Annotated in this window: 21 protein-coding genes; 13 read left to right on the top strand and 8 right to left on the bottom strand. The window is 38.1% G+C overall.

The window, feature by feature from the left end; genetic code table 11:
• Positions 1–7: 7 nt before the first annotated feature.
• Positions 8–2,185 carry a hybrid sensor histidine kinase/response regulator gene (locus CRO15_RS18575; RefSeq protein ID WP_097047441.1) on the top strand — a complete coding sequence of 726 codons (2,178 nt, stop codon included), beginning with the start codon at positions 8–10 and terminating at the stop codon, positions 2,183–2,185.
• Here the strand turns inward: CRO15_RS18575 and lpxK are convergent.
• Positions 2,182–3,180, bottom strand: a complete 999-nt coding sequence (gene lpxK / locus CRO15_RS18570) for a tetraacyldisaccharide 4'-kinase (RefSeq protein ID WP_097047363.1) — start codon at positions 3,178–3,180, stop codon at positions 2,182–2,184. The genes CRO15_RS18575 and lpxK overlap by 4 nt on opposite strands.
• 47 nt (positions 3,181–3,227) lie before the next feature.
• Between lpxK and CRO15_RS18565 the strand changes: the two genes are divergently transcribed.
• From CRO15_RS18565 to CRO15_RS18525, 9 genes are all read left to right on the top strand, one after another.
• Positions 3,228–4,322, top strand: coding sequence for a Nif3-like dinuclear metal center hexameric protein (locus tag CRO15_RS18565; RefSeq protein WP_097047362.1), 1,095 nt, complete (start codon positions 3,228–3,230; stop codon positions 4,320–4,322).
• Between the two features lie 3 nt (positions 4,323–4,325).
• Complete coding sequence (locus CRO15_RS18560) at positions 4,326–5,105, top strand: zinc ribbon domain-containing protein (RefSeq protein ID WP_097047361.1); 780 nt, start codon at positions 4,326–4,328, stop codon at positions 5,103–5,105.
• A 292-nt stretch (positions 5,106–5,397) separates the two neighbouring features.
• Positions 5,398–9,765, top strand: a complete 4,368-nt coding sequence (locus CRO15_RS18555) for a DUF6443 domain-containing protein (RefSeq protein ID WP_097047360.1) — start codon at positions 5,398–5,400, stop codon at positions 9,763–9,765.
• Complete coding sequence (locus tag CRO15_RS18550) at positions 9,713–10,444, top strand: hypothetical protein (protein ID WP_097047359.1); 732 nt, start codon at positions 9,713–9,715, stop codon at positions 10,442–10,444. The genes CRO15_RS18555 and CRO15_RS18550 overlap by 53 nt, the downstream gene beginning before the upstream one ends.
• 360 nt (positions 10,445–10,804) lie before the next feature.
• Complete coding sequence (locus tag CRO15_RS18545; protein WP_133067294.1) at positions 10,805–11,293, top strand: hypothetical protein; 489 nt, start codon at positions 10,805–10,807, stop codon at positions 11,291–11,293.
• A 111-nt stretch (positions 11,294–11,404) separates the two neighbouring features.
• The gene (locus CRO15_RS18540; RefSeq protein WP_097047357.1) at positions 11,405–12,625 is read left to right on the top strand and encodes an RHS repeat-associated core domain-containing protein; all 1,221 of its coding nucleotides are present in this window, start codon (positions 11,405–11,407) and stop codon (positions 12,623–12,625) included.
• A 4-nt stretch (positions 12,626–12,629) separates the two neighbouring features.
• Complete coding sequence (locus tag CRO15_RS18535) at positions 12,630–13,172, top strand: hypothetical protein (RefSeq protein ID WP_097047356.1); 543 nt, start codon at positions 12,630–12,632, stop codon at positions 13,170–13,172.
• Between the two features lies 1 nt (position 13,173).
• Positions 13,174–13,659, top strand: coding sequence for a hypothetical protein (locus CRO15_RS18530; RefSeq protein WP_097047355.1), 486 nt, complete (start codon positions 13,174–13,176; stop codon positions 13,657–13,659).
• A gap of 84 nt (positions 13,660–13,743) precedes the next feature.
• A complete protein-coding gene (locus tag CRO15_RS18525; RefSeq protein ID WP_097047354.1) occupies positions 13,744–14,133 on the top strand; it encodes a DoxX family protein in 390 nt (129 codons plus the stop codon).
• 52 nt (positions 14,134–14,185) lie between these two features.
• Here CRO15_RS18525 and CRO15_RS18520 read toward each other — a convergent pair whose 3' ends face one another.
• From CRO15_RS18520 to CRO15_RS18500, 5 genes are all read right to left on the bottom strand, one after another.
• Positions 14,186–15,526 carry an FAD-dependent oxidoreductase gene (locus tag CRO15_RS18520; protein WP_097047353.1) on the bottom strand — a complete coding sequence of 447 codons (1,341 nt, stop codon included), beginning with the start codon at positions 15,524–15,526 and terminating at the stop codon, positions 14,186–14,188.
• A 291-nt stretch (positions 15,527–15,817) separates the two neighbouring features.
• A complete protein-coding gene (locus CRO15_RS18515; protein WP_097047440.1) occupies positions 15,818–16,366 on the bottom strand; it encodes a ClpP family protease in 549 nt (182 codons plus the stop codon).
• Between the two features lie 84 nt (positions 16,367–16,450).
• Positions 16,451–17,278, bottom strand: a complete 828-nt coding sequence (locus CRO15_RS18510; protein WP_097047352.1) for a mechanosensitive ion channel family protein — start codon at positions 17,276–17,278, stop codon at positions 16,451–16,453.
• A gap of 24 nt (positions 17,279–17,302) precedes the next feature.
• Positions 17,303–17,491 (bottom strand): hypothetical protein, encoded by a 189-nt coding sequence (locus tag CRO15_RS18505; RefSeq protein WP_097047351.1) that lies wholly within the window; start codon positions 17,489–17,491, stop codon positions 17,303–17,305.
• Positions 17,492–17,494: 3 nt separating this feature from the next.
• Complete coding sequence (locus CRO15_RS18500) at positions 17,495–18,121, bottom strand: RNA polymerase sigma factor (RefSeq protein ID WP_097047350.1); 627 nt, start codon at positions 18,119–18,121, stop codon at positions 17,495–17,497.
• A 90-nt stretch (positions 18,122–18,211) separates the two neighbouring features.
• Between CRO15_RS18500 and CRO15_RS18495 the strand changes: the two genes are divergently transcribed.
• Entirely contained in the window at positions 18,212–18,895 is a 684-nt protein-coding gene (locus tag CRO15_RS18495; RefSeq protein WP_097047349.1) for a hypothetical protein, read from the top strand.
• A 12-nt stretch (positions 18,896–18,907) separates the two neighbouring features.
• Here CRO15_RS18495 and CRO15_RS18490 read toward each other — a convergent pair whose 3' ends face one another.
• A complete protein-coding gene (locus CRO15_RS18490) occupies positions 18,908–20,056 on the bottom strand; it encodes an MFS transporter (RefSeq protein WP_097047348.1) in 1,149 nt (382 codons plus the stop codon).
• Positions 20,057–20,204: 148 nt separating this feature from the next.
• On the opposite strand from CRO15_RS18490, the gene CRO15_RS18485 reads away from it, so the two are divergent.
• Both CRO15_RS18485 and CRO15_RS18480 read left to right on the top strand, forming a co-directional pair.
• Positions 20,205–21,032, top strand: coding sequence for an aldo/keto reductase (locus CRO15_RS18485; protein ID WP_097047347.1), 828 nt, complete (start codon positions 20,205–20,207; stop codon positions 21,030–21,032).
• 27 nt (positions 21,033–21,059) lie between these two features.
• The gene (locus CRO15_RS18480; protein WP_097047346.1) at positions 21,060–21,926 is read left to right on the top strand and encodes an AraC family transcriptional regulator; all 867 of its coding nucleotides are present in this window, start codon (positions 21,060–21,062) and stop codon (positions 21,924–21,926) included.
• On the opposite strand, the gene kynU is transcribed toward CRO15_RS18480, so the two are convergent.
• Positions 21,915–23,183 carry a kynureninase gene (gene kynU, locus CRO15_RS18475; protein ID WP_097047345.1) on the bottom strand — a complete coding sequence of 423 codons (1,269 nt, stop codon included), beginning with the start codon at positions 23,181–23,183 and terminating at the stop codon, positions 21,915–21,917. The genes CRO15_RS18480 and kynU overlap by 12 nt on opposite strands.
• Positions 23,184–23,195: the final 12 nt, after the last annotated feature.

Here is a 23,195-nt window from a genome sequence, read left to right as displayed (position 1 = left end):
AAAATTTATGGTACTGTGCATTTTATTATGCACTCAAGCTATTTTTGGTCAAAAAGATATCAGTTCTACAGCTAAAGTTCAAGCTATTTTTGATGAGTATATGGTTTATCGCCATCAAAATAAAACGGACAAGGCTTTGGAAACTTTGGACAAGGCAGCAGAAATTGCGGAAAACAATGAGGATGCCAAATTACTATTGGACACCTATCACCAATATGCAAGATTATTCTTGGAAGAAGGAGATAGAGAAACCGCGGTTTTCTATTGGGACAGGGCTAGCATTCTGCTAAAAGATCTTTCATATTCCTTTGGGCAAGCCTTCCATAACTACTTAGAGGCAACCCTTCGTTTTGATGAGGGCAACAATTTTCAGTCGCTTAAATTACTTGAAGAATCGAGAAAACTTAGCAATAACAGGAATTTAGGAAATAATATTCTTCTGATTGAGGCCAATATCTTTGCAAACATCACTAATTATGATGATGCGATTAAAAACCTACACGCGCTTATTGTTAACTCAGATGACAAAGAAAGAGCTTATTTGGCCACCAAGGCAAATCTACAATTGGCAAAAATAAGCCTTGACCTTAATGACCTTGAAGAAGGTATCATCCACTCAAAAGCCGCATTGGAACTAGCAGAAAAACACGGCTATTTCAAAGAAATCAGAGCTGCCAACCAAAGACTTTCTGTCATTTATGAAAAAACAGGAAATTATGATGAAGCCCTAAACTATAGAAAAAATTTAGAGCAAATAAAGGACTCTATCTTTAATCTTGAGAAAGCAAAATTAGAGACCAACACCGCAGATAAGATAAGGTTTGACCACCAAATGAACGAGATCAACAAGCTTACCATAAAAAATGAAGAGCTGAGTGAATCTAAAAACCGTTCTGAGATTACAGCGATTCTTACATCTGCATTCTTAACCATAATTTCATTACTGGCCGTATCCCTTTTTAGGAATAACCAAATCAAACTAAAAACAAACGATCTATTATACACAAAAAATAAAGAGTTGGAGCTGGCAAGGGACTCTGCTGTATCAGCAATGGAGGCCAAGACCAACTTTCTATCCACAGTAACCCATGAGCTCCGCACACCGTTATATGCAGTAACGGGATTAACCCATTTGTTGTTAGAAGAAAACCCTGCTGAACACCAAAAAGAACATTTAAAATCCTTAAAGTTCTCAGGAGATTATCTATTGAACTTCATTAATGATATCCTTCAGATAAATAAAATTGATGCCGACAAATTAGAACCTTTAAAGATTGAGTTCAAACTACAAAAAATACTTGCAGATGTTGTGGATTCATTACAACAAAATGCAGCAGAAAAAAATACCAGCTTAGTTTTGGATTATGATCCAAACATTCCACTTCAGCTTCTTGGTGACCCCATAAAAATATCTCAGGTTTTCATGAACCTTGTGGGCAATGCATTAAAATTTACCAAAGATGGCAAAGTGGAAGTTATTGCCAAACTTCTAAAGAAAGATGAAGACCAGGTTAAATTATACTTTGAAGTAAAAGATAACGGAATTGGTATTTCTGAAGACCAACAAAAGAACATTTTTGACAGTTTTGAGCAAGGTTCGGTACAAATCAATAGAGAGTACGGGGGCACCGGTTTAGGACTTACCATTGTAAAAAGCTTGCTTGGGCTTTTCAACAGTAAAATTCATTTAGAAAGTGAACTCGGGCATGGCAGTTCCTTCTTCTTTGAAATGGATTTAAAATGCAATGAAAATGATTTACAGGAAGTATCTTTTGAGTTAAATCCTGAAGAGTTCGATTTTAACGGATTACATGTATTGGTAGTAGAGGACAACAAAATAAATCAGGTGATCACCAAAAAGATGCTTACCAAAAAGGAAATTACCTGCGATATTGCCAATAACGGTAACGAAGCTATTGATTTGGCCAAAGCCAATACTTATGATGCTATTTTAATGGATATTCATATGCCGGGGATAAGTGGCGAGGAAGCTACCCGTCAAATCAGAAAGTTCGATGAGGAAATTCCAATAATAGCATTGACCGCAATCTCTTTGGATGACAGTTTGGATAGTTTTTATGAAGCTGGCTGCAACGATGTGGTAACAAAACCCTTTAAACCAGAAGTCTTCTATCAAAAAATTGGAGAGAACATCTTCAAAAGAAAAATGGAAGGTCAGGTCTAGACTAGCTCCAATACCTTTTGCCTCAAAATAAGTGCATCCCTTTCGTTAAAGCGGTGGGCAATTTCCAAGTAATATAGATTTTCAACCTTTCCCTCTAATCGCACATAATCTTTTTCTGTGGTCAGCACTATTTCAAAATTCTTAAACCGCGCTATCTCCTGCCCTGAAAAATAATGATGATCACCATACTCAAAATGTTGGAATTTAAGTCCCGTTGAACCCAAATGGGAAACAAGTGGTTTAGGGTTTGCAATTCCTGTCACTAAAGCAACATTTTTATTTTTTAGTTCGATCAAGTCCAGATTTTTTCCAGAATCATTTTTTACCTTACTACTGTACTCCAATGAACAAAAAAGCAACAATTGGCTAGAGGTTGGTCTTATTATACTTGAAATTTTTCGTCTCTCTTCCTCTGATAGGATTTGTGGGCACTTAGTGACCATGATAATATCAGCCCGCTTCGCTTCTAATTTACTATCCCTTAAATCTCCTGTTGGCAAATACCAATCTTTAACAAACAAATTATCATATGCTGTCAACAAAATAGAGAATTTGGGTTTCACTTTTCTATGCTGAAAAGCATCATCTAAAAGGATAATGTCTGGCTTTAGCAAACTTTCAAGTTTTGCAATGCCATTTCTTCTATCGGCATCTACAGCAACAGAAGTTTGAGGGAATTTTTTATGAATCTGAAATGGTTCATCCCCCAAATCCTCAACTGTACTTTTTTCATTTGCTAATAAAAATCCTTTGGATTTCCTCTTATATCCCCTACTTAAAACTGCAATGTTGCTATTTTCCAACAAGCGAATCAAGTACTCGATCATAGGGGTTTTTCCCGTACCACCAACACTAAGGTTGCCCACGCAAATGGTAGGTGTTTTATATGAGATTGACTTAAACAGGCCCACATCGTACAAAGAGTTCCGTACAAAGACAACCAAGGCATAAATCAGGGAAAATGGAAATGCTATTTTGCGGAGCAGTTGGAGCATGAAGCGAAAATATAATATTTTATCTTTAGCACTCTAAGAAAAATCAAATGACCGTAAAGGATATTACCAAAATACTGGAAGAACTTGCTCCATTGGCCCATGCTGAGGAATTTGACAACGTTGGATTGCTTGTGGGCAACAATGATATGAATGTAAGTGGACTTTTGGTAACTCTGGACACCCTTGAAAATGTAATTGATGAAGCAATTACCAAAAAATGTAATATGGTTGTGAGTTTTCATCCTATCATTTTTAATGGGCTCAAAAAAATTACAGGGAGTAATTATGTTGAACGAGTGGTTATTAAAGCCATTGCAAACAACATTGCCATTTATAGTATGCATACCGCTTTGGATAATAGCAATATTGGGGTCAACGCCAAAATATGTGAGGTTTTGGATATTCAAAACCCAAAAATTCTCATTCCAAAACAAGGAACAATAAAAAAATTGACCACTTATGCACCTTTAGCAAACGCCGAAGCTATAAAATCTGCCCTGTTTGCTGCTGGAGGCGGGTCGATGGGAAAATACAGTAATTGTAGCTTCAGTACAGAAGGACTAGGTAGTTTTAAGTCAAGTAAAGGTGCAAACCCTACCCTTGGCAAGATTGGGGAAATTCACTTTGAAAAAGAAGAACAAATAAATATGATTTTCTCGTTCGAAAGGGAAAAAGATGTTTTAAACGCACTTTTTAAATCCCATCCTTATGAAGAAGTGGCTTATGAAATCACCATTTTGAACAATACCAATCAAGATATTGGCATGGGCATGGTAGGTACACTTGGGCATGAAATGGAGGAATTGGATTTTTTAAAGGAAGTTAAAAAACGGATGAACGCATCGGTTATCAGGCACTCACAACTATTGGGAAAGAAGGTGAAAAGAGTAGCGGTTCTGGGTGGTAGCGGTGCTTTTGCCATTACTGCAGCCAAAAAGGCCAATGCAGATGTTTTTATTACTTCGGACTTAAAATACCATCAATTTTACGAAGCAGAACAACAATTGGTACTGGCGGACATTGGGCACTTTGAAACTGAGCAGTTTACAAAAGATTTATTAGTTGATTATCTTATCAAAAAAATTCCTAATTTTGCAATCTCGTTATCGGAAAGTATAACAAATCCCATCAAGTATTTATAATTTATGGCGAAAAAAAAGGAAAACACCGTGGAAGAAAAATTAAGAGCACTGTATGATCTACAGTTAATTGATTCCAGGGTTGATGAAATACGCAATGTTAGGGGCGAACTACCATTGGAAGTGCAAGACTTAGAAGATGAAGTACTTGGTCTTAAAACACGAATGGATAAATTGAAAACGGATGTTGAGACCGTAAATTTTGAGATAGCAGCCAAGAAAAACTTAATAGAAGAGTCCAAGGTGCTTATCAAAAAATATGCTGAGCAGCAAAAAAATGTAAGAAACAGCCGTGAATTTAATTCCTTGAGCAAGGAAGTTGAATTTCAAGAATTGGAAATTCAATTGGCTGAAAAGAACATTAAGGAATTCAAAGCTCAGATAGAGCAGAAAAAAGAAGTTATTTCTGAAACTAAAGAAAAACTATCTGAAAGAGAAGGTCACCTTAAACATAAAAAAGGTGAGCTTGATGCTATTTTAGCTGAAACTGAAAAAGAAGAAAAAGCACTTCTAAAGAAATCAGAGGAGTTTGAGGAAAAAATTGAAGACCGTTTGATTCAGGCGTACAAAAGGATTCGCCATAATGTAAAAAATGGTTTGGCCGTTGTTCCCGTGGAAAGGGGAGCTTCAGGAGGTTCATTCTTTACTATACCACCACAGGTACAGGTTGAGATTGCCTCTCGCAAAAAAATCATTACAGATGAGCACAGTGGTAGGATTTTAGTTGATCCATTACTCGCTGAAGAAGAGCAGGAAAGAATGCAAACCATGTTCTCAAAAATATAAGTGCCAATTGCTTTCAAAATATAAGCCACCTTTTAGGTGGCTTTTTTGTTTTAAATAAATCAACCACGATATTTTGGTTAAAATATCACCCCCCTACTGCACATTGTTAATTCTTCAATCTAGGGTTAGGTAAAAGTTATACAGACCCAAACCGTTCATCCATAAATTGAAATGCTTCATTTATCAATCCTAGCATCCATTAAAAGTTAACAAGCTATAAGTTTACATCTAATCTCACACTAGAAAACCAAATAACTGTTTTCTCTCTATAATTCCCCATTTATGCCAAATAATGAAATACGCATATACTTTAGCAATGGTTTTTGGTATACTTCAGGTGGGACTTGCGGAAGAAGGTCCATGTTTTGAGGTAAACCCGGAATATACCCAATGGTTCAAGGATGTCGATGGGGATGGGTACGGTAAGAAAGCGGTTTATATATGTGCCCTTACAAAACCTGTTGGCTACGTATCGGTCTATGGTGATTGTGACGATACCGACAATACCATATACCCGGGAGCATCGGAGCTTTGTGATGGCAAGGACAATAATTGTGACAATTCCATTGATGAGGATCCCCTCCCGGAAATCCCCCCAACCCCATCAACAACCAATAACTGTGGCAATACGGTGCTCACCAGGGGTACACCCCCATTTGGTATTACCTGGTATTGGCAGAGCAGTGCTTCAGGAACGAACACCTTTAATTCATCCACAACGCTGACACGTACCAGTGGCACCGTGTACTATCTTCGTGGAAGAAGACATGCCACAAATTGTTGGGGTCCCGCCAGAAGTGTCAATTATACGGTAAATGGCGTTCCAGCAACCCCAACCATGCCCACTATAACCAAAAACTGCGGTAACACGGTGCTAATAAGAGGGGCACCCCCAGCAGGGATTACGTGGTATTGGCAGGGCACTGGCTCTGGAACAAGTACTTCAAACCCATCAAATTCGGTGACCCGTACAAGTGGGACCATCTATTATCTCAGGGCAAGAAACAACAGTACAGGATGTTGGGGCCCATCAAGAAGTATAAACTATACCATAGAACAACCCATCACATGGTATCTGGACAGTGATGGGGACGGACATGCCGTCGATAGCCAGCCAAGCTGTGGTAGCCCGGGAACGGGCTGGAGCGATCAGCCCATGCCCATTGATGACTGTAATGACGGTGCATATTCACTTGAAAACGATTGCTATGTGCCCTCGGACCCCATAAACCAGAACTATGTATACACCCGTACCTACCAAAAGAACGCAAGCGAGATGTTGGCCAACGCACAGGACCAGGACAATTTTCCCTTCTTCACCCAATCCGATGCCGTACTACAGGAGATCACCTTTTTTGATGGCCTTGGGAGGCCAGTGCAGCAGGTGGAGATGGACAGGACCCCAAAAGATGCGGACGACAACACCTTTGATATGATCACCCATACGGAGTACGATGCCTATGGAAGAACGGAAAAGGAATGGTTGCCCTATGCCGATATGGACCCTGAGGCACCCATGGGAAGTTATAGGACCACCGCCGGGGAAAGCACAAATGCATATTATGTGCAACACTATGGCCAGGAAATACTGGCAGACGCCCCCAACCCCCACTCCCAAACAGAATTTGAGTCCTCCCCGTTGAACAGGGTACTGAAACAGGCCGCACCGGGGCACGACTGGCGTTTGGGCGGCGGGCACGAAATAAGCTTTGGGCATATGGCCAATACCGCCAATGAGGTAAAACGGTACAAGGTGGAGACCAGTTTTGCCAACAACACCTATATGCCAAGTCTTGGTGACGATGGCCACTATGCCCAAAACCAGCTCTACAAGAACATCACCAAAGATGAGAACCACACAGGGGGCAATGAACATACCACGGTAGAGTTCACCGACAAGCAGGGACGAACGGTGCTAAAGCGCACCTATGCCCCGGTTGGGTTGCCGAGCGAGGTTGAGGCACATGACACCTATTACGTTTATGACGATTATGGCAACCTTACCTATGTACTGCCCCCAAAGATGGAGGCCGGTACCGCACCGTTTACCAATATCATGGACAATATGGACGAACTGGGCTACCAGTACGTTTATGACCACCGCAACCGATTGGTGGAGAAGAAGGTGCCCGGCAAGGGATGGGAGTACATTGTCTACAACAACCTGGACCAACCGGTACTGACACAAGATGCCCTTTTGCGGCCCAACAAATGGTGGCTATTTACCAAGTACGATGCCTTTGGCAGGGTGGCCTATACCGGTATGTACGCCAACGGCACCGTGATCGGGCGCAGTGCCATGCAGGAGGCACTGGATGCCCACTATAAAGGAAACAGCCCCCCAAGGCCCTACGAGGAAAAACAGGACAATGCCGGCAGTTACCACTACTATACCAACAACAGCTTCCCAAAATCAGGGCTGGATGTGCTCACGGTAAACTATTATGACAACTACCTGTTCAATAAAGATGGGGGCACCGACCCCCAGAGCGTTTATGGCACACCAACGGCACAGAATGTAAAGGGCAGGCCAACGGGCAGCAAGGTAAAGGTGCTGGGCACACCCAATTGGATCACCACGGTGACCTATTACGATGCCAAGGGAAGGGCCATGTACACCCGCTCCCGCAACAATTACCTAAAGGTAACGGACGTTGTGGAGAACAAGCTCGACTTTGTGGGCAAGGTGCTGGAGAGCCGTACAACACATACAAAAGATAGCAACCCGTCCATTATTGTTACCGACAATTTTACCTACGACCATGTGGGCAGGCCGTTAAAGCAAGAACAGACCCTTGGCGGAAACACCGAAACGATAGTTGAGAACAGCTACGATGCCCTTGGACAACTTACCTCCAAAGAAGTGGGCGGTGGCCTGCAGACGGTGGACTACCAGTACAATGTAAGGGGATGGCTAAAGAGCATAAACGACCCTGATGACCTTGGCAACGACCTATTTACATTTAAGATAAATTACAACGCCGCGGAGCATGGCACCACCCCCCTCTACAACGGCAACATAGCCGAAACCGAGTGGCGCACCGCCAATACGGACAACAGCCTAAAATGGTACACCTATGGCTACGATGCCCTTAACCGGATCACAGGGGCCACGGACAACACGGGCAACTACAACCTCTCCAATGTGGTGTACGACAAGAACGGCAACATACGCCAACTGCACCGCACAGGGCATACGAACCTCAATGCTACTGTCTTTGGCAATATGGACCAATTGGCCTATACCTACAACAAGGGCAACAAGCTCCTAAAGGTAAAGGACAACGGTAGCAACCAGGGCTTTAGGGACGGGGCGGATACCACCAAGGAGTACGCCTACGATGCCAATGGCAACATGACCTCTGACCGTAACAAGGGGATTACGGCCATAACATACAACCACCTGAATTTGCCCACCAAGGTGACCATGGGCGGGGGAACGATCTCGTATATTTACGATGCCATGGGTACAAAATTGAAGAAAAAGGTTGGTGCCACTGGCCCTATAATGGAATATGCAGGCAATTACACCTATGAAAACGGACAATTACAGTTTTTCAACACCTCCGAAGGCTACGCCACCCCCGATGGAAATGGGGGGTATGATTATGTCTACCAATATAAAGACCATTTGGGCAACGTGCGGTTGAGCTATGCAGACAACAATGGCACCTTGGAAATTGTAGAGGAGAACAATTATTATCCTTTTGGGTTGAAACATCAGGGATATAATTCGAATGTATCTTCATTGGGCAATTCTGTTGCGCAACGATTCAAGTTTGGCGGAAAGGAGTTTGATGAGAGTCTTGGGTTGGAGACATATGACTTTGGTGCAAGGAACTATAACCCTGATTTGGGAAGATGGATGAACCTTGATCCCTTAGCGGAAGGCATGAGAAGATTTTCTCCCTATAATTATGCGTGGGACAACCCTATTGTTTATGTTGACCCTGATGGGATGTTCGGCAAATACTTTGATGGGGACGGAAATTTGGTTTATGAAGACGGTGTTGATGATAATAAAGTATATCAAGTTGAATCATCTGTCAAAACAAATGAGGATGGCACAGCAAGTTTGAATGTCGAAATAACAGATTTAGGTGTAGAATCAGATTTGGTAAATACTAATGGAAAAACTATCAGTTCAGAGGAAACAAATAATGATTTAGTGGGCTTAGCGATTTATACACGAAACAATGTAGAAGGAGCTGAAGATGCAGTAGTGAATGTTACTAGTGGAGACCGATCTACCAAAAAAAATAAAAGTGTTGGTGGTTCTTCGGGAAGCAGACATATTTCTGGTGATGCTGCAGATATTACGATATCTGGATTGTCTAATGAGGATGCAGCCATGGCTTCAGCTGATTCTGGATTATTTTCTACAGTAATTTATTACCCAGAAAAAGGTGATACAAGTGGTTTTGGAAGCAAGACAAGAACTATGGTTTCTGGTATGGGTATTCAAACTAAGGGAGACAGGATAGGGCCAGCACCTACTTCTTATACCACAATTAAAGTTACAAATGAACAAACCCTTAATCCACATGTACATGTGGATAATAGGCCTAGAAGTGGTGGAACAAAAAAATTAAGATATACAGGACATAATGGAAAAAGAAATACCTATAAAAATTGGAAATCAAAAAGAAGAATTCAATAATTTTAAAATGATATCATTTCTACTTTTTACCATCATCTTTACCATTTCTTGTGGGTTTAATGATGCTAAGAAAGATAAAACAGAACAGTTTAAGATATTAAGAACAAAAAAAGTTGATGAAGCATCAGACTTTCATGGTAATAACTTGATGTCCAATAGTCGTGTTCAAACAGATACTTTAACGAAGATTGATACAATTGAAGCCATAGATACCCTAAAGCTTTATAATAAAAGATTGATAGGGAAGATTATTTTGCCGAGCAATACATGGTATTTATTGTCTGGAAAATCTTGTGAGCAATGCGATGAAAACATATCAATTTATCTTTTTCCAAAAAATCGAGAAATATTAAGTTTAGAGAATGAGATAAATTATGATGATAGATTTGGGTATCCAGGAAAGGTCTATTCATATGAGGATAATACTCTTATTTATGAGTCTAGTACATTTTTTGGAAAATGCTTACAAGGTTTTGGTGATGTAGTAGTTTGGATAGACAGAAGTATAGATGAATCAGGTGAATGGATTGAAGGCGTTTATTTAATTCAAATTTTAGAAGACAAGGCAGCAGAAAGTAGGCCTGAGTTGTCATACTCTTTATTGGAAGAGATAGACAAGAATATAGGTGAGGGGATGTGTTTTGAAATAGAAGAAATAGATCAGGTATCGGAACCATAAAACTATCATGCTAACTTTTTAAACGATAAAAAATTAAAGCCCTTCGATGAAGTAAGTCAATACGAATTAGGCCATTTGGTCGGACTCGATCACAAGGAAGGAACTCTTATGGGCGAAAACTAAGAAAATCTATAGTCATACCCTCAATCATAATAAAAAGTAGTGCTAATTTAAATCAAATAAGTAAATAGGATTTTTATGAGTCAAAGATTAAAATGCTTGTTAAAGTTATTCACATATATCATATTCATTATGTTTTATTTTGGATGTGCCGACAAAAAAGTAAAAACCGACAAAAGAAATCATATTCTATTAGATTCGACCAGCAATCATAATTGTAATAATCGGATACTGGAAAAATTGCCTGACCTAACATATTTCAATATTGATTCTCTAAACTCAAAAGAAAAGAATTTATATAGAGTAGATAAAGAACTTGATTCTACATTCAATTTAGCATCAAAAAACAATAAAGACAGATTTTATTATTCCTATATCAAAGGGTTCTGCAATGTTATTCTTTATGAAGAGGAGAAATATAGTGGTTCTAAGTCTATCGTACTGTATCAGATATCTATAAATGATGGCACAATAGATTTAAATAGTGAACTAACACTGGCTAAAAAAGAAAGCTATCCTGGTGCAAACCTAGAAGTTAATTCAATAGTGGTAAATGGAGAAATACATATTTTTAAAATTATAAAATCAATCCTTGACTTTGAGGACTCTGATAATTATTCTGAGGCGATAGATTCGATAAAAACTAAATATTCTCTTGGGAATAAAATCATATTGGTTTCAAAGGATAGCATTAGAAGTTACTTATCATTGGGTGATATGGTAAAATAGCTGGTTTTTTCCATTTCAGGAGATGTCTAATGCAACAAAGATCTCGGAGATACTATAAAATAAGGGCTTACCTCACCCTTGTTGTAGATTGGCAGATAGAAAAACGATGCCATGGGAATAAAATTGAAGAAAAAGGTTGGTGCCACCGGCCCCATAACCGAATACGCGGGCAATTACATTTACCAGAACGGGGAGCTACAGTTCTTTAACACCCCAGAAGGCTACGCAACCCCTGATGGAGAGGGAGGGTATGAATATGTGTACCAGTACAAGGATCATTTGGGCAACGTGCGGTTGAGCTATATGGACAACAACGGAACCCTTGAAATTGTGGAGGAGAACAATTACTACCCTTTTGGACTTGAACACAAAGGGTATAATAATATAACTGCCTCTTTAGGAAACAGTACCGCGCAGAAGTTTGGATATAACGGAAAAGAACTGGAAGAAAGTCTAGGTATAAATTGGTTAGAATACGGAGCTAGAAACTATGATTCGTCACTTGGTAGATTTATGAACATAGATAGGTTTGCAGAAAAATATGAAAGTATTACACCGTATCAATACACTTTCAACAGCCCTATAAGATTTATTGATGTAAATGGCGACTATGTTTATATAAATGACGGAGATAAAACTTACAGGTATGAAAATGGTCAAACTCAACATAAGGTAGACGGAAAGTGGATTGCCATTGATAAAAATCATAAGTTGTCCAATTATGCGCTTGGCGCTATAGCTAAAGTAGATGCACTGTCAAGATCAGGCGAAACAGGAAAAGATTTAGTAGATTTTTTCACTGGAGAAGGAAATGATGTTACAATAGCAAAGGGAGCTAGTAATCGAGAAGTAAATGGAACAGTTTCGTTAAACTTAGACCAGAAAAGTCAATTACCAACTACTGACGGTGTAATGGATACTCCATTTTATGTTACTCTAGGACACGAATTAGCTCACAGAAGAGATAAATTGGGGAGAGGCCTTGAGGCTGCAGGTGCTACTTGGTATACAGAGGGTGACTCACGTGTCACAGACTCTGAAATTGTAGCAACACACATTGAGAATCAAATCAGACAAGAAAGTGGATTGCCGTTAAGAACTCATTACGGAATGAATCTCTCAATTAAAGGTTATAAAGCCATTTGGAGTGGAGATGAAAAATCAAGAATTATAGATAAATATGGTAATAGTCGTTATTTTGGTTCAAATGGTAAAAGAGTATCTCCAAGTCCAGGTATAGCTAAAGATGTATATGGAGGTGAAATCTATAAAAATAGATTTAACTACAAAAACAGAACTGTTAATCTTAAACCTAGAGGGATAAAATTTTAAAAACATGATAATTAGATTTTTATTAATAACATCTAGCCTATTCATTTATAGCTGCAAATCTCAAGAAATAACTCTAGATAAAAGATTAGAAAATAGTTTTAAGGAATATATACTTGAGAGTAGAGGAAAAAATTCTAAATCAGAAGCAGTAAGATATTTAAATAATGAAGGGAGGTTCATTCTTCTAGCAAGAAATGACTTTTTCTCAAAGATTCAGCTCAACAACAATTCTAGGGGTAATTTAGTTGAAATTTTTGACACAGAAATTCCATCGAATCTTTACATGGCTGTGTTAAAGTTAGAATCTAGAATTTATCTATTTAAAAAAAGTGCTTCTGCTCAAATTTTTTTTAGAGAAATAGAACTAAAAGATCTAAAAAATGATTACCCAGTAATGTCTTGTGTTTTGTTAGAAATGGATAAACCTAATCCGAACAGACTAAGTAGTGAGATTAAAAAGGGTAGTTATCATTTCACTATTTATCTAACAAAACTGATTGAAAATAAAATATTAACCTATGTACCTCATGATATCTGTATAGATTAGATTGTATATTCTCGATACCGCCAAGGAGTACGGCTATGATGCCAACGGCAACATGACCTCTGACCGGAACAAAGGGATCTTGGACATTGATTATAACCATTTGAACCTGCCCACCAAGGTGGCCATGGGCGGGGGAACGATCTCGTATATTTACGATGCCATGGGAACAAAATTGAAGAAAAAGGTTGGTGCCACCGGCCCCATAACCGAATATGCTGGCAACTTTATATATGAAAATGGCAACCTACAGTTCTTTAACCACCCCGAGGGTTATGCCGCCTCCGATGGAAATGGAGGCTACTACTATGTATACCAGTACAAAGACCACTTAGGTAATGTGCGATTGAGCTATATGGATGACAATGGCACCTTGGAAATTGTGGAGGAAAACAATTATTATCCTTTTGGACTTGAACGCATTGGTTACAATAATTCTATAATTCCAAAACCCTCTTTTTACCTCATAATATTATCCATTGGGCGATAGCAGATGTGCACTGGACTAATGAAAGGTCAAAATCTCTTTTTTCAGTATTAACTTGAGCAGTATCAAATCTTAAAAACCAATGCCATGAAAAAACAATATACTACTTATTATATTTTTTTAGGGTTATTCTCATTAATGATTCTAACATCATTGTACAAACATTTATTTGATTATGAAACCATGGTACAGGAATATGCAAAACTTGGATATCCTGAACATTTGATAAAACCTTTGGCAATAGCCCAATTCATAGGGTTATGTACAATTTATTACAATAAAAGCAAAAGACTATTGGAGTGGGCCTATGCTGGTTTCATTTTAAACTTGGTTTTTGCCATTATTGCACATTATGTCTCCAAATATGGTAATGGCGCCCCTGCCGTTGTATGTTTGGCGCTTCTGTTCACAACCTACTTTCTTGGTAAAAAAAGAAATGCAAGCAAAGAAAAGGAGAGGGTTATGGTTCCCGCTTAAAAATTGAGGTAAGAGGGCGGGTTAAAAGGCAATCCAAGTTCGGATTGCCTTTTTACAGTAATGATAATATCTTTCTTTCCACTTCTATAGAATCCCATATTTCCCCAATATTTGGGAGTTTCATTACCTCTTCCATTATCTTTTCCTGCTTGTCTCCAATTGCCAGGGCCTCCACATAAGGTCTCTCAGAAAAAGTAACCCTGCTATACACTGGCACCCATTTGTTAGGATGTTTAACAGCAAACCATTTCTCTATCTTTTTTTGAAGTAAAAACTTAGGGTCAGCAGTTCTACTGCTCATTTCAACAAAATTGCGGTAACTCAGTTCGGCAATGGCATCTGCATTGGGTTTTCTTTGGATTTGATACTCACTAAAAATAGTATCCCAATCATCACCATGAGCCTTTATCAATGTATTGAGCACATGAATGTCCTCAAAGCCTGCATTCATTCCCTGTCCATAAAAAGGAACAATAGCATGGGCAGAGTCACCCACAAGGGCCACTTTGTTCCAATAGGTCCATGGATAGCATTTCATGGTAACCATAGCACTTGTTGGGTTCTTGAAGAAATCTTCGGTCAAATTTTCTATCTCCTTTCGCACATTTGGAAAATAAGTCTTGAAAAAGTTTTTTGCTTTCTCCTCAGTGTTAATAGTCTCAAAAGACACCTCTCCTTCAAATGGCAAAAACAATGTACATGTAAAACTACCATCAATATTAGGCATAGCAATGAGCATGAATTTACCTCTGGGCCAGATATGAAAGGAGTTTTTATCCAACTTATGGGTACCATCTTCATTTGGTGGAATGGTAAGCTCTTTGTATCCAACATTTATGAAACTCTGGGAATAATCAAACCGACTGCGTCGTTGCATTTTATGCCGTACTCTTGAAAAGGCACCATCACAGCCAAAAATCAATTCATATTGATATTCTTTCCATTCGCTTTTTTCCGATTCTCCTGTAAATATTTTAGCCTCTGGTAAATCTATATCCCATACCTTCTCATTAAATCGAAAAACAACACCAGCTCCCTCCGCCAAATCAATCATCTTTCTATTAAGAATTCCTCTGGAAATTGACCAAATGGCCTCCCCTTCCTTACCATATTTTTGAAAGTAAACGGGTTTGTCGTTTACGTGCATGGCACGTTTGTCCAACGGTATAGCTATTTTCTTAATTCGCTCCTCTAAACCAACCACCCGTAAAGATTTCCATCCTCTGTTGCTCATTGCCAAATTGATAGATCTTCCTGAAAACTCGATTGTCCGAATATCTGGCCTTCTATCAAAAACGGTAACGGAATGTCCTTTTTTCTTTAAATAAATACTTAAAAGGGAACCCACCAATCCTGAACCGATGATGGCTATATTTTTTGAAGTCTGTGTCATAACCGCCCGCAGGCCAATTGGTATTAAACGATAAAAATACGGAATTCAAAGTTTATTTTGCCTCTCAACCTCTTACTGAAAAACAAACATATAAATGCCTAGCCACCCCCTACACCTGCTTATAAAGTAGATGATCGGAAACTTTTTGTAATTTTTAACATATCATCGTAAGCTTTTGGTATTAAAGTTGACGTATATATCATAAATATCCCGCTTAGGCGTCCATATATACGCAAAAAGTCCTTTACAGAATCTGTAAAGGACTTTTTCCTTTTTTAAAGGTGTGGAAAATTATTTCAAGATTCCATCTACAATACCGTATGCAATAGATTCTTCAGCACCCATCCAATAATCACGATCAAAGTCTTTCATAACCTTGTCATAATCTTGCCCACAGTTATCTGCCAAAATTTTTGCACCCAGTTCTTTGGTCTTGATAATTTCCTTGGCTTGAATTTCTATATTGGATGCTTGACCCTGTGCTCCACCACTGGGTTGGTGAATCATCACCCTTGCGTGTGGTTGGATAAACCTTCTTCCTTTTTCTCCTACAGAGAGTAATATAGATCCCATGGAAGCTGCCAAACCGGAACAAACCGTAGAAACCGGGCTTTTTATTTGCTTAATGGTATCGTAAATGGCAAAACCAGAAGTTACATATCCACCAGGACTATTAATAATCAGTTGAATTTCTTTATTGTTTTGCAAATCCAAGTACAGCAAACGATCTATGACATGTTTTGCTGAATCATCATCAACCATGCCCCATAAAAACACTTTACGTTCCTCTAATAATTTCTCTTGGATCAACTCTTGAACCTTCCCTTTTTTTGAACTCATATTTTCCTTGTTGAAAGTTTCAAAATTAATCAAATTCTAAGGAAGTTTTCAAGCACAAATGATTCTCTTTTTGAAATAGACCCATTAAGATTTAATCTCTACCTTTTCTGATACCACATCTTTAATGGGAATCACAAATTTTCCAGTTTCGGTCACCAAGGTCAAGGTATTGTTTTCAATGGCCTCAATAGTACCTGCATAATCCCCTATCACCACTTTATCCCCAACTGCATAAGTTCGTCTAGTATAAAAAGAACGCAACAAATCTGTAACCACATCTCTGGACCCCAGACCCAATCCTATTGCAAAAGCCAATAAAAAAGCACCCAAGAACATGGTTATGTTGTTGGTGATAATTGTAGTATCTATACCAGCTTGATTTAAAGCAGTAATGGAAATGAAAATGACGATAATATAAAAAAGTAGATTACTTACCACATTGGAACCTCCAAACTCCAAAGAGTCGAACAGTTTTTTTACCGTTGTCTTGATAAAATTCCCAATATAAAGTCCAATCATCATCAATGCCAGTGCACTGAACAATCTTGGCAAGTAGCGCAAAAGGTTCCCTATCTCTGTGGATATGATTTCCCAACTTAAAATATCTGCAGCAACAATTAAAAATACAAGAAGCAGCAACCATTTTACGAAACCAAGAATCACTTTTATAATGTTGATCTTAAAATCTCCCTTACCAAACAAGTCCATCTCATTTATCTTTTCACTGAGCGTATCCACTTTGGCCAGTTTTAGGATTTTGCTTAAAACAAAAAGTACAATTTTCGTTATCAACCATCCAATGATAAGGATAATGATGGCACCTATGATCTTGGGCAGTGCCAAGGCCACATCGCGTCCCATTGCTGTAAGGGAGTCAAATGTTAAATTCTTCCATTCGGTAATTGTTTCCATATTTTATAGTTTATAGTGTTGTCATTAATTGTTTCCAAGTGTTCTAAATAATTTTCGCAAAGCGGAGCCAATATTGAAGGAGAACAGGGATGCCATATCCATGATCAACTTGGCCGCTGCGATATCATTCATCACTTTTTTCTTCATTCCAGGAGGAACTTCCCTCAAAGAAGCTTCCAACTCTCTAAACGGATTTCTTTTTTTCTTTGCCATCTATTACAATGTATTATAGATTTCCAATAGTCTTTCCTTAGCTCTCTTCAACCTCATTTTAACTGCACTTTCTCCAAGTTCCAATAAATTAACAAGGTCCTTTATAGTTGCTCCATCTTGATATTTTAACAACAAAATGGATTTATCTTCGGCGGATATCATCTCCAATGCTTCCTTTAGTTTGCTTGCCTTCATTTCATACAAGCTCTCGTCCGGGACTTCTTCGGTAAACTTATGTTCAGAACCTTCTACAGGAACCGATTTATCGCTCATCTTCCGTTGTTTGTTCCTATTCACATAGTTTACACAGAAGTTATATGTGAATGAATACAACCAAGTAGAAAATTTGGATTTTCCCTTGAACATCTTCAGTTTAATGAAGAGCTGCAAAAAAACATCCTGAGTAAGGTCTTCTGCTTCGTCTTCCGATCTTGCAAACCCATAACACTTGTTGTAGACCATTTTTGCGTAACGATCGTACAATTTCCCAAACAATAGGGGATTGTTATTTGCTACAATTCGTTTTACCAATTCCTCATCTGATAGATGGGCATATGGATTATCTGTTTCCAATGGATTTTTATCATGATTATGTATAAAAATTAGAAACAGCCTTTTTAGAAAAGTCACTTGAAAAGGTTTTTTGGTCGATTAAAGTTCTATGCAGAAACGTATGGAAAGATAAGCTAAAATGACCTTATATTTGTTACAAACTTGTATATGAGAACTACTCCTCTTTTAGGTATTTTGTCCATTTTATTTTTATTGAGTTGTAAAACCGAACCCAAAAAAGTTGAACAGAAAGAAGTACAGCAGAAAACCATTCTTGAAAAAATTGCCCAAGCCCATGGTTATGACAATTGGAAATCGGTAAAAGAATTCACCTTTACATTCAATGTGGATAGAGACAGTTCTCATTTTGAGAGAACTTGGAAATGGAATCCCAAAACCAATGATATTATGGCCATTTCTTCGGGCAAGGATACTCTTTCTTACAACAGAAAATCAATGGACAGCACCTCGTTTAAAACCAATGCTGGTTTTATTAATGACAGGTATTGGATTTTGGCGCCATTTAATCTTATTTGGGATTCTGGGAACTTTACCTATGAGCATGCAGAAAGTCAAAAAGCACCAATTAGTGGTACTCCAATGCAAAAATTGACCATTGTTTATGGTAATGACGGAGGCTATACTCCAGGGGATGCTTATGATTTTTATTTTAAGGGTGATTTTATAGTCCGTGAATGGGTTTTTAGAAAAGCAAACCAAGTTGAACCTTCCATGATCACCACTTGGGAGGATTATGCAGAAATTAAAGGGCTTAAACTGGCTCAAGATCACAAAAAAGCAGAAGAAGGGTTCAGCTTAAATTTCACCAATTTGGTTGTGACCACGGATTAAATAAGGATTTTTTTAAACCTTGTTTTTTCGCAATAGGGCTGTAGCGCCAAATACCAAAATAATACAACCTAATAGCGCATAAAAACAATGTTTTAGGGATGCGCTTTCGGCTAAAAAGCCCAAAATCACCGGTCCAAGTAAAAAACCTGAATATCCAGTCCCGGCAATAAAAGAGACCCCTTTGGCCGAATCTACTCCCTTGATGTTTCCGCCAATGCGAAACAATTCCGGGATGATTACAGAAAACCCAAGCCCGTTCAAAGCAAAGCCAGCAATAGACAAAATAGTATTCTCAGATAATACAAACAAAAAGCCCACAGCTGCAATTATAGTGCCTAACATTACAATTTTTATCGAACCAATTCTGGCACTAATTCCATCACCCAAAAAACGACCAAAGGTCATTGCCGCGGAAAATGCCAAAAAGCCTGAACCTATAAGTATTTCAGGGGCAAGTGTCACCTCTTTAAGGTAAAGACCACTCCAATCTACAATAGCTCCCTCACTTCCAAAGGCAAAAAATCCGATTAAACCCAATAAAAATAAGGGTTTGAACAATTTCAAGCTAAACGGTTCTTTATCCACAGGTGTGGCAACAACATCAATATAGTTTTTGCGGATGAAAAGATTTATTACAAAAATCAACGCTACCGTAACACCCATATGCATTATGGGATTACCAATTATCGGAATCAAAAAGCTACCCAAACCTACTAGTATGCCTCCCAAACTAAAAAAGCCATGAGCCGCGGTCATAAAGTTTTGCTTGTCCTCTTTTTCAATTTCCGTGACCAAAGTGTTAATAGAAATATCCAATAATCCATGGGACATCCCAAACAAAAAAAGGCTTCCCATTAGCAGATAATAATTAGGAACCAAAAATGGAAAGAGAGCAGTAACGCTGCATAGAACAACACTGTACCAAGTAGCCTTGCCAACACCTAGTTTATTAATAATTTTTGAAGCTACCGGAAATATGGTAAACACCCCAAGCGACAGACAAAAAAGTGCAATTCCCAAATCCGCTTTGTTAATTACTAATTTTTCTTTTATAGTTGGTATATAGATTGCCCATGTACCAAACCAAACGTTAAGGCTTGTAAAAACAAATGCAGGTGCAAAATACCTGGAATTAGAAAGAATAAGTTTCAATGACTTCATTGTCAATTAAAGTTTCCTGCAAAGAAAACAACCTTAGTCAATTTTCAATATCCTATAATATTCCAGTTATATAACAATATATTCCATAAAAGAATTTAGAATGTCATTATTTGATAGTTTTACACTATTATTTAATCAAAACTAGACGATGACTGTCCATAAAAATAACATCATAGAACTCAACAATTCTATAAAAATGCCACAAATAGGACTAGGTGTGCTCTTTGCGAAGAACAATGGTGAAGTTGAAGATGCCATTGTTTCTGCATTGCAAATTGGTTATAGAAAAATTGACACAGCTTCTGCCTATCAAAATGAAGAAGGTGTGGGAAGGGCAATAATAAAAAGTTCTGTACCAAGATCAGATGTTTTTTTGACAACCAAAGTCTGGAATACCGAGCAAGGTTATGATGAGACTTTATTGGCTTTTGAGAAAAGTTTAGCACGGCTTCAAACGGATTATGTTGACATGTATCTAATTCACTGGCCGGTGAAATCCAAATACATTGAAACATATAAAGCCATGGAAAGTATCTATAAAAGTGGTAGGGCCCGAGCCATTGGTGTATGCAACTTTAATATTTCCCAGTTACAGGATTTAATGAAACATACAGAAATTGTCCCTGCAATGAATCAAGTAGAAATGCACCCATATCTTAACCAATACGAATTGATTGATTTTTCCAGTAACTATAACATACAACTGGAAGCATGGCGACCTATAATGATGGGAGAGGTTTTACATATTCCAGAATTGGCACAAATTGGATTGCGACACCATAAATCTGCCGTACAAATTGCACTGCGTTGGTTAGTACAAAAGAGAATTGCAGTTATTCCAAAATCTGTGACACCAAAGAGAATTAGAGAAAATTTTGAAATCTTTGATTTTGAGTTATCAAAAGCAGAAATGAAAATAATTGAAGGATTAAATCAGAATAAAAGACTTGGAGAGGATTTATCCCATGTTGTGTAAGTCTAAATAAAACAATAAACAGCAATTATGAAACCTATATATGAGCCAATAATCCAAGATGCAAATACCTCATTCAAGGTCGAAAGCTATAACGCAGAATCTAAATGTGATACCGCTGGTTGGCATATACACCCAGAATTTGAGATTGTTTATGTAAAAAATGGCGCGGGGGTTTTGAAAATTGGCAGCAAGACTTATGACTATGAAAATGGAGTACTTGTTTTTTTAGCAGGCAACATTCCTCATTCGGATTTTGGAAATAATGAAAAAAAAGACAGCGAAGAAATAGTGGTTCAATTTTCAAAGGAATTTGTCCATGACAAGTTGGCTCTTTTCCCTGAGTTCACGAGAGTAAATAATTTAATTCAAAAATCAAGACAAGTCATCATTTTTGAGCAATCTATCAAAGGGGAGCTATACAATAATTTTGACGATTTTAAAACCTTGGACAATCAAGGTAAACTAATAAATTTCCTTTCAATCCTTGACCGATTATCGAAAAGTGATGCCTATGAGACCCTTTTTGATACGATTAACTTAAGTAGATTCAAAAAAAATGAGATTTGGAGATTGGAAGAAGCTTTTGAATATGTGAACAATAACTATCACAAAAATATTTCTATTGCTAAAATTTCATTACAATTGGGTTTTACCACAAATTCCTTCTGTAGATTTTTCAAAAAAATGACCAAACGTACTTTTATTGACTTTGTCAACGAGTTTAGAGTTGGAAAAGCAGTTCAATTTTTTAATGAAAACAACAGCACGGTTTCTGATGTTATGTATAAGTCTGGTTTTAATGATCGCTCATATTTTACAAGACAGTTTAAACGATACCAAGGCGTAACACCATCTAACTACTTAAAGTTAAGATATGGGCAATTAGCTATTTAAAATCCCCTCTTTCAAAATCTGTCCAAAAATGTACATATCAGCATAAGAACAATAAAATGGAGCTGGAGCAAGTCTTATCACATTGGGTTCCCTCCAATCAGTGATCACCCCATTTCTCATTAAATAATCAAAAAGTTCCTTTCCTTCTCCATGTAAGAAAACGGAAAGTTGGCATCCTCTTTCTTTTGGGGTAATAATCTCAAAGGAGCTATCCACTTCTTTATCAATCTCTTTCAGAATAAATTCAAGATAAGCTACAATTTTCTGCTGTTTTTCTATGAGAGCGTCCATTCCCACCTGGTCAAAGAGCTCCAATGAAGCCAGATAGGGAGCTATTGATAATATGGGTGGATTGCTCAGTTGCCACGCATCAGCTGTAGCAATAGGATCAAAATTTGGTTGCATCAGAAAACGGGTTTCTTTTTTGGTTCCCCACCATCCCTCAAAACGTGGGATTTCCTTCTCTCCCAAATGTTTTTCATGAACAAAAATTCCAGAAGCATTACCTGGCCCACTATTCATATATTTGTAACTGCACCATGCAGCAAAATCCACATTCCAATCATGAAGTTTTAGTTCTATATTTCCAACGGCATGTGCTAAATCCCAACCAACATAGGCGCCAACAGATTTTCCAACTTGGGTAATCGACTTCATATCAAATACCTGACCATTGTAATAATTAACACCTCCAATCAACACTAAAGCAAGTTCATCACCTACCTCACTAATCTTATCAATAATATCTTCTGTTCTCCATGAATGCTCTCCTACCCTCTTTTTTACTTCTACAATAGCATCTTTAGGGTCAAAACCATGAAATTTGACTTGACTTTGCAACATATATTGATCGGAAGGAAATGCTTTTTCTTCACAAAGAATTTTAAACCTCTTGTTAGTAGGCCTATAAAATGAAACCATTAACAAGTGAAGGTTGACTGTTAGCGTGTTCATTACAGAAACTTCTTCTGGTTTGGCACCAACAACTTTTCCTAGACCCGCTGCTAATCTTTCATGGTAGTCCCACCATGGTTTTTCGGCATAAAAATGCCCTTCAACTGCCAGTTCCTTCCAATCATTCATTACCTCATCAACAAACTTTTGAGCACGTTTGGGCTGTAGACCCAAAGAGTTCCCGGTAAAATAGACCACATCTTTACCGTTAACTTGTGGGTAATGGAATTCCTGCCTGTATCTGGAAAGCTTATCTGCTACATCCAATTGCTGTGCGAATTCTAGAGAGTTCTGAAAAGTCATTGTCAAAGTTTG

This window comes from Flagellimonas pacifica (assembly GCF_900215465.1).
GTDB classification, from domain to species: domain Bacteria; phylum Bacteroidota; class Bacteroidia; order Flavobacteriales; family Flavobacteriaceae; genus Flagellimonas; species Flagellimonas pacifica.
The sequence above is the reverse complement of the archived record's forward strand: the minus strand, read 5'-3'. Positions and strand labels throughout refer to the sequence as shown.

Coding starts and splice junctions, on each gene's coding strand:
- CRO15_RS18575 (WP_097047441.1), top strand. CDS start 8: ATGGTACTGTGCATTTTATTATGCACTCAAGCTATTTTTGGTCAAAAA.
- lpxK (WP_097047363.1), bottom strand. CDS start 3,180: ATGCTCCAACTGCTCCGCAAAATAGCATTTCCATTTTCCCTGATTTAT.
- CRO15_RS18565 (WP_097047362.1), top strand. CDS start 3,228: ATGACCGTAAAGGATATTACCAAAATACTGGAAGAACTTGCTCCATTG.
- CRO15_RS18560 (WP_097047361.1), top strand. CDS start 4,326: ATGGCGAAAAAAAAGGAAAACACCGTGGAAGAAAAATTAAGAGCACTG.
- CRO15_RS18555 (WP_097047360.1), top strand. CDS start 5,398: ATGAAATACGCATATACTTTAGCAATGGTTTTTGGTATACTTCAGGTG.
- CRO15_RS18550 (WP_097047359.1), top strand. CDS start 9,713: ATGGAAAAAGAAATACCTATAAAAATTGGAAATCAAAAAGAAGAATTC.
- CRO15_RS18540 (WP_097047357.1), top strand. CDS start 11,405: ATGGGAATAAAATTGAAGAAAAAGGTTGGTGCCACCGGCCCCATAACC.
- CRO15_RS18535 (WP_097047356.1), top strand. CDS start 12,630: ATGATAATTAGATTTTTATTAATAACATCTAGCCTATTCATTTATAGC.
- CRO15_RS18525 (WP_097047354.1), top strand. CDS start 13,744: ATGAAAAAACAATATACTACTTATTATATTTTTTTAGGGTTATTCTCA.
- CRO15_RS18520 (WP_097047353.1), bottom strand. CDS start 15,526: ATGACACAGACTTCAAAAAATATAGCCATCATCGGTTCAGGATTGGTG.
- CRO15_RS18515 (WP_097047440.1), bottom strand. CDS start 16,366: ATGAGTTCAAAAAAAGGGAAGGTTCAAGAGTTGATCCAAGAGAAATTA.
- CRO15_RS18510 (WP_097047352.1), bottom strand. CDS start 17,278: ATGGAAACAATTACCGAATGGAAGAATTTAACATTTGACTCCCTTACA.
- CRO15_RS18505 (WP_097047351.1), bottom strand. CDS start 17,491: ATGGCAAAGAAAAAAAGAAATCCGTTTAGAGAGTTGGAAGCTTCTTTG.
- CRO15_RS18495 (WP_097047349.1), top strand. CDS start 18,212: ATGAGAACTACTCCTCTTTTAGGTATTTTGTCCATTTTATTTTTATTG.
- CRO15_RS18490 (WP_097047348.1), bottom strand. CDS start 20,056: ATGAAGTCATTGAAACTTATTCTTTCTAATTCCAGGTATTTTGCACCT.
- CRO15_RS18485 (WP_097047347.1), top strand. CDS start 20,205: ATGACTGTCCATAAAAATAACATCATAGAACTCAACAATTCTATAAAA.
- CRO15_RS18480 (WP_097047346.1), top strand. CDS start 21,060: ATGAAACCTATATATGAGCCAATAATCCAAGATGCAAATACCTCATTC.
- kynU (WP_097047345.1), bottom strand. CDS start 23,183: ATGACTTTTCAGAACTCTCTAGAATTCGCACAGCAATTGGATGTAGCA.